Below are 6,524 nucleotides of genomic sequence, written 5' to 3' on the forward strand. Positions count from 1 at the left end.
ATAGTCACTCCTTCAGTCTTTGCTTCGTTTGCTCCTATTGTAAATCTCGACCCGCGGAACCAGAATAGATAATCGTAAAGGCGCGTCTATAAAATCGTGCGGATTGTCCATGAGCCGGTTTGACACTTCCTGACATGCGTGTTACATTCCTTGTGTAACATGTTACACATTTTTGATTAAGGGGCATCGATATGTCGAGTATTTATCAGGTCGCGGAGATGGCGGGCGTATCCGTCGCCACGGTATCCCGCGTCATCAATCAACGCGGGTACGTAAGCGAGAAGTCCCGTCTTAAAGTCCAAGAAGCCATCAACATCCTACACTATACCCCGAATCAGGCGGCGCAGAGCCTCACCACGTCCAGCACCAAGCTGATCGGGCTGCTCGTGCCCGATATCAATAATCCCGTATTTCTCGAGCAATCCAAGGGGATCAACGATTACCTCAAGGACAAAGGCTACATTCTCATGTACGCGGAATCCGGGGAAGACGACGAGGAAATGTCGAATATGGTGCGGAGATTCCTCAGCAACCGGGTGGACGGCATTATCCTGTGTTCGCGCGACTTTACGCAATTCGGCGATATGGATGCGATCATCGAGCCGGCCTTGAAAAATAACGTGCATGTCGTGTTAAACGGCTATGTGGACAGCAAATTCGAGATTGACCGCGTGGGATTCGACAATGTCAGAGGCGCATATCTCGCCACCGAGCATTTGCTCAAGATGGGGCATTCCTCTATTGCGCTCATCGCCGGTACGGACAGCACGATTTCCGAGGAACGTTATAGAGGCTACAGAGAGGCACATATCGACAATCATGTCTCTCTAAATCCCGCACTCGTCGTTAAAGGTGACTTCCGCCAGCATTCCGGCTACGAAGCGATGCTGAAGATCCTGCAGATGAATCCGCGGCCGACCGCCGTTTTTGCGATGAACGACGTGATGGCGATCGGCGCCATGATGGCGCTCGAGGACCATAAGGTATCCGTACCGGACGAAATTGCCGTCGCAGGCTTTGACGATATCATCTGGTGCTCGCTGATTCGCCCCCGCCTGACCTCGGTCGTACAGCCCAAGTACGAGATCGGCAAAAAGCTGGCCGAGTTTCTGCTGTCGCGCATGAACGAGAGTTACTCGGGCCCGGGCAGGCACGAGATATTCGGGTCCAGGCTCGCCGTGCGGCAAAGCACGGTCAAATCGGAGCAGCAGTGATGTTGCTCCGATTGTCTTACGCAAAAAAAGAAAGCGTTGACATCGTGAGGAAATGAACTTATCATACAGATGTAACTAGTTACATATTTGTGTAATAAGCTTCAATAAAAAGGGGAGGTAAGATCATTGAAGAAACTGCAGCTCACCACGTTGTTCCTCGCCACGACCCTCGTCGCATCCGCCTGCGGCAATTCGAACGGCAATAACGAGACTGCCGGATCGCCGACAAGCAGCGCTCCGGCCGCAACGACGCCGGCATCGGGTTCGGCGTCGGCACCCGGCGCATCCGGCTCGGAGCCTTTTACGTTAAAGGTCTCTTACTGGGCGGACAATAAAAAACGGCTATTACGAAGAGGTGGCCAAACGCTTCAAGGAAAAATACCCGAACGGAACGGTGGAATTCAATCAGCACCCGGGAGACAAATACAATGAGCTGATGAATACGCGGCTCGCCGCAGGGGAAGCGGACGATGTGCTGTTCAACATGAATATGACCGCCTACGCCAAGGCGGGCTATCTGATGGATCTGTCGAGCCAGCCGTGGATCGCGCGGATGAACGATTCGGCCAAGACGGCCGCGCAGTTCGAAGGGAAAACGTACGGCGCCTTCCTAGAGGTGAACACCTTCGGCGTTTTCTACAATAAAAAGATTTTCGAGGAGCAGCAGCTTGTTCCGCCGACGACCTGGGACGAATTCTTGTCGCTGAACGAGAAGCTGAAGGCGCAGAAGATTACGCCGATCGTCGAGGGCTTCAAGGATATCTGGACGCTGCAGGCCGCTTATATCCCGATTGCAATCAGCACTTATTTCGGAACGAATCCCAATTTCGAACGCGACGTATACGACGGCAAAGCGAGCGTGAACGGCCCCGAAGTTACGGGTGCGCTGACGCAATTCGCGGAGCTGGCCGACAAGGGCTACTTCAACAAGAACAGCTTAAGCATCGGCAACGACCAGGCACTGCAGGATTTTATCGACGGCAAAGCGGCGATGCACATGATGGGAAGCTGGACGCCCGGCGTCATCGACGGCAAAACGCAAAACTTCCCGCTCGGCTTCTTCATCATTCCGGCCAAGGACGGCAACACCGTCATGTCCGCCGGCACGGACAAGGGCCTGTCCATCAATGCCGCAACGGAGCATCCGGAAGAGGCCATTGCGCTGGTGCAGCTCATGCTGGAGCCCGATATGCTTGAACTTTACGGCAAAGACAACGCGCTGAGCGCGTTCAACGACGTCAATCCCGTATTCGCCAACCCGGCGATGTCCGAGATTCAGGCGGCGCTGCAGGCTCACCCGGGGCATCGCAATCCCGGCGACTACTTCCCGCCTTCCGTCCAGGACGCTCTGAACACGGCCTTGACCAAGATTCTGGCCGGCGGCGGCGTGGGCGATTCGGCTGCGGAGCTGGCCAAGCTTTACGAGAAGGACAAATCCAAAGTTAATTTCTAAGCGCACATTGCGTAAGCCATTCTTATTCATCCGAAGCGAGGGCGGCACATCATCCGCCCCTCGCCAGGATCAGTCAGGTGAGTGATACCGCATGAGATCGAGCAGAAGCTTTTACCGGTTAAAAGTATTTTTCGTACTGCCCGCCCTGCTGCTGTACGGCATTTTTACGTTGTATCCCTTTCTCGGCAGCCTGCTTTATTCCTTTACGAATTGGGACGGCTTGCAGTCCCCGGACTATGTAGGCCTGGCCAATTACCGGGCGCTATTCCACGACAAAGCGATCATGCAAGCCGCTAAAAATACGCTTTACGTTCTCGCCGTCATGGTGCTGATCGGCAATCCGTTGTCCCTGACCCTCGCGCTGCTGCTCAATCTGCCCTTGCGGAGCCGAGGACTGCTCAGGACGCTTTTCTTTCTTCCCGCGCTCATGAGTCTCATGGTTATCTCGATCAGCTGGGGCTTCATCCTGCAATACGACGGCCTGCTCAATGCGGTTCTGACGCTATTCGGATTCGAGAACGGGATTCAGGACTGGCTCGGGACGATGGATTACGCGCTGCCGGCCGTTATCCTGATCTTGCTGTGGCAAGGGACCGGCTTCGGGGCGGTCATTTACCTGGCCGGGCTGCAGTCCGTGCCCAGGGAGCTTCAGGAATCCGCGCAGATCGACGGGGCCACGGGCTTGCAACGAATCTACCACATTACCATTCCGCTGATTATGCCGTTTATTACGATCAATACGTTTCTCGGTATCGCGGGCAGCCTGAAGCTGTTCGACGTGCCGTTCGTCCTGACCAACGGCGGTCCGGGCACGGCGACGACGACGCTCGGGCTATTGATTTACAAGTACGCCTTCGTGCACGAGTCCTACGGTTATGCGACCGCGGCTGGGATGCTGTTCATGATTTTGATCGCCGTGATCACCTTCTTGCAGCTGAGCATCACGCGCAGAAGAGAGGTGGAAATGTGAAAAAGATTCGAATAGGCCTCGGCATCGCAGAACTGGTCATGCTGATCGCGGCTTGTCTTTTTCTGGTCCCTTTCTTGAACGTGCTTCTTGCCAGCTTCAAGCCTTCAAGCGAAGTGTTCGACGCGCTCCATTTCCCTTCAAGCTGGGAGTTCGCGCATTACGGGGCGATTTTGGGCGAGGGCCGATTTGCGCAGTCGTTGTTCAATACCGTCGTCATCACTTCATTAAGCCTGGGGCTCGTCGTGCTTTTCACTTCCATGGCCGGATATGCGATCGGGCGTTCAGGCAAGGGCTTATTCCAGATCGTGTTTTTTTATTCTGATCTCGGGCATGATCATTCCGCTGCAATCGACGATCATCCCGATTTTTAAGCTCGCGACCGCGATTTCCTTAATCAATACGCGCACGCTCATGATTTTGCTGTATACGGCCGGCGCGATTCCGTTTGCCACCATCATCTACACGGGCTTCGTCAAAGGCATCCCTTCCGAGATGGAGGAGGCCGCCGCCATGGAAGGCTGCGGGAAGACGCGAACCTTTTTTACGATTATTTTCCCGCTCCTGCTGCCTGCCACCGGCACCGTCATCGTGACGAACGTCTTTACGATCTGGAACGATTTTTTCGGACCGCTCATTTACTTGTACAGCCCCGGCAAACAAACGCTGATGACGCTCATTTATCAGTTCAAGCAGGAGCGGACGACCGATTGGGGACCGATTTTCGCCTTGAGCGTCATAGCTACGATTCCGCTGATTCTATTGTTTTTCTTCGTGCAGGATAAGTTCCTCAAAGGTCTGACGGCCGGCGCGGTCAAGGGTTGAGACAAGTGTACGGCATGCTGGGACAGAGACGATAAGCTGACGACAAGCTAAGGAGAAATGAAACGATGATCATCGAGCGCTCGGCCTATACGATCGAACTGGATTCGGCGAACGGATCTTTGCTGGCATTTACGGATAAGCGATCCGGGAAAAACATGATTCACGGCGGGAGCGCGGCCAGGCCGATCTTTACGCTCCGGCTGCGGGACGACGCCGGACAGGCGCTGGACGTTACGGCGCTGCAAGCGGCGTCCGTCACGCTGGAGCAGGCCTCGATATCGGCGGACGACGGCACGCAGCTCCGATTTAAATATACGAAGCTGAATAACCTGGATCTGGATGCCGTCGTCGAGGTCGACCTCCCGCAAGATTCCAACTTGACCGACTGGCGCATTTCCTTCGACAATCGGACGTCATACCTCGTGGAATGGGTCGACTTCCCGGACGTCGTCGTGCCGAACGATCTCGTCGCCGCGGGCGGGACTGCCCGGATTCTGTGGCCGGCCCATGAGGGCGTGCTGATCGAGGACATCGGCAGACGAGAGAACACTTGGCTGAAATACCAGGAAACCGGCTATCCCAGCAAAGGCTGGGACGGAACCTATCCCGGCCCCGCGCCGACGCAGTTCATGGCTTATTACGATGACGACTGCGGCCTCTACGTAGGCGCGCACGATGCGAGGCACCACGTCAAATCGATCGAATTTCTTCCGTTCGACGGGGGCGTGAGGCTCCAGTATCGGATTTTCGTCGAGGGGGCCGGTCAAGGTTCCTATCGAATGAACTTTAATATGGTGCTGGGCGTCTTCCACGGCGATTGGCATCAGGCTGCCGAGCTGTACCGACGTTGGTTCGAACAGGGAAGCACGCCGCCGCGCATCGCGGACAATCCGGAGCTCCCCGCCTGGTACCGGGAATCGCCCGTCGTCGTGACGTATCCCGTGCGCGGCGTCAAGGATACGGGCAGCATGGACCCGAACGAATATTTTCCTTACGTCAATGCGATTCCGCATCTGGAGCGGCTGTCCGAGCGCTTCGATAGCAAGGTGATGGCGCTGCTTATGCACTGGGAAGGGTCGGCCCCCTGGGCGCCGCCTTACATCTGGCCCCCTTACGGGGAGAAGAAGGCATGCGGCAGTTCGCCGACGAGCTGCACGCGCGCGGCCATCTGCTCGGTCTGTACGCGAGCGGCATCGCCTGGACGCAGAGGAGTCTGCTCGACCCCGATTACAACCGGGAAGCGGACTTCGAACGTCTGGAGCTAGAGAAGGTCATGTGCGTGTCGCCGGAGGGCGAGCTGCCGTACTCCTTGATCTGCAACGGCGTGCAGCGCTGGGGATACGACATGTGTCCGTCAGAGCCATTTGTGACGGAGACGGTGCTCGAGGAGATCCGAGGCGTCGCGAACAGCGGCTGCGATTACATGCAGTATTTCGACCAGAATCTGGGCAACTGTCGAACCTGTGCTACAGCAAGGAGCACGATCATCCGCCGGGGCCCGGGCGCTGGCAGACGGAAGCGATGAAGACGTTGTTCCGCAAGATTCGGCAGGAGTGGAAGGCGATGGGCGGAGCACATCGTGCTCGGGCTGCGAAGCGGCAGCCGCAGAGCCCTTCCTGGGCGAGCTTCCTTTTAACGACCTGCGCTTCAGCATCGGCCTTGTTCACCGGCGAGCCGGTGCCTGTCTATCAGTATGTATACCACGAATATCGGGTTAACAACTTCATGGGCAACCAGAACTTCAGCGGCCAGAGCATCGACCTGCTCAAGTCGCCGGACAAACTGCTCTGTGCGGACCGCCTATCTTCGTGGCGGGAGATATGTTCTGTTCACGGTCGTGCTCGGACGCGGCGGGGCGATCAACTGGGATTGGGGGACGGGAATGGGGATTACCCAGCGCCGGATCATCCGGCGATCTCGGCACCCTGATTCCCCGATCTTGACGCCTGGCGCACTTGGCGCGGGCAAGCGCGTATATTCGCGACGGGCAGGATGCTCGCGCCGGAGCGGCTGACCGGCGTGTCCGCGCAAACCATTCACATGCGGGACGGCAGCGTGCTGAAGC

General features: G+C 56.6%; 8 protein-coding genes. All 8 read left to right on the forward strand.

Translation table 11 applies throughout. The features are described from left to right. The first annotated feature begins 191 nt into the window (after positions 1 to 191). The 8 genes from OMP40_RS05375 to OMP40_RS05410 all read left to right on the forward strand — a co-directional run bounded on the left by OMP40_RS05375 (position 192) and on the right by OMP40_RS05410 (position 6,388). Positions 192 to 1,214, forward strand: a complete 1,023-nt coding sequence (locus OMP40_RS05375; RefSeq protein WP_277529762.1) for a LacI family DNA-binding transcriptional regulator — start codon at positions 192 to 194, stop codon at positions 1,212 to 1,214. Between the two features lie 355 nt (positions 1,215 to 1,569). Next, a complete protein-coding gene (locus tag OMP40_RS05380; RefSeq protein WP_338131033.1) occupies positions 1,570 to 2,667 on the forward strand; it encodes an ABC transporter substrate-binding protein in 1,098 nt (365 codons plus the stop codon). Positions 2,668 to 2,758: 91 nt separating this feature from the next. Further along, on the forward strand, positions 2,759 to 3,637 hold the full coding sequence (locus tag OMP40_RS05385) for a carbohydrate ABC transporter permease (RefSeq protein WP_277529764.1): 879 nt from the start codon (positions 2,759 to 2,761) through the stop codon (positions 3,635 to 3,637). After that, the gene (locus OMP40_RS05390) at positions 3,634 to 4,008 is read left to right on the forward strand and encodes an ABC transporter permease family protein (protein ID WP_277529766.1); all 375 of its coding nucleotides are present in this window, start codon (positions 3,634 to 3,636) and stop codon (positions 4,006 to 4,008) included. Before OMP40_RS05385 ends, OMP40_RS05390 begins: the two co-directional genes overlap by 4 nt. Then, positions 3,968 to 4,459 carry a carbohydrate ABC transporter permease gene (locus tag OMP40_RS05395; RefSeq protein ID WP_277529768.1) on the forward strand — a complete coding sequence of 164 codons (492 nt, stop codon included), beginning with the start codon at positions 3,968 to 3,970 and terminating at the stop codon, positions 4,457 to 4,459. The genes OMP40_RS05390 and OMP40_RS05395 overlap by 41 nt, the downstream gene beginning before the upstream one ends. 65 nt (positions 4,460 to 4,524) lie before the next feature. Further along, positions 4,525 to 5,724 carry a DUF6259 domain-containing protein gene (locus OMP40_RS05400; protein WP_277529770.1) on the forward strand — a complete coding sequence of 400 codons (1,200 nt, stop codon included), beginning with the start codon at positions 4,525 to 4,527 and terminating at the stop codon, positions 5,722 to 5,724. Positions 5,725 to 5,738: 14 nt separating this feature from the next. Next, complete coding sequence (locus OMP40_RS05405; RefSeq protein WP_277529818.1) at positions 5,739 to 5,984, forward strand: hypothetical protein; 246 nt, start codon at positions 5,739 to 5,741, stop codon at positions 5,982 to 5,984. Next, positions 5,921 to 6,388, forward strand: coding sequence for a DUF6259 domain-containing protein (locus tag OMP40_RS05410; RefSeq protein ID WP_277529809.1), 468 nt, complete (start codon positions 5,921 to 5,923; stop codon positions 6,386 to 6,388). Before OMP40_RS05405 ends, OMP40_RS05410 begins: the two co-directional genes overlap by 64 nt. Positions 6,389 to 6,524: the final 136 nt, after the last annotated feature.

The sequence above is a fragment of the Cohnella rhizosphaerae genome (assembly GCF_029525575.1).
GTDB classification, from domain to species: Bacteria; Bacillota; Bacilli; order Paenibacillales; family Paenibacillaceae; genus Cohnella; species Cohnella rhizosphaerae.

Bases quoted from the DNA above. Each gene is read 5' to 3' on its own strand.
- OMP40_RS05375 (WP_277529762.1), top strand. From the start codon at position 192: ATGTCGAGTATTTATCAGGTCGCGGAGATGGCGGGCGTATCCGTCGCC.
- OMP40_RS05385 (WP_277529764.1), top strand. From the start codon at position 2,759: ATGAGATCGAGCAGAAGCTTTTACCGGTTAAAAGTATTTTTCGTACTG.
- OMP40_RS05395 (WP_277529768.1), top strand. From the start codon at position 3,968: ATGATCATTCCGCTGCAATCGACGATCATCCCGATTTTTAAGCTCGCG.
- OMP40_RS05400 (WP_277529770.1), top strand. From the start codon at position 4,525: ATGATCATCGAGCGCTCGGCCTATACGATCGAACTGGATTCGGCGAAC.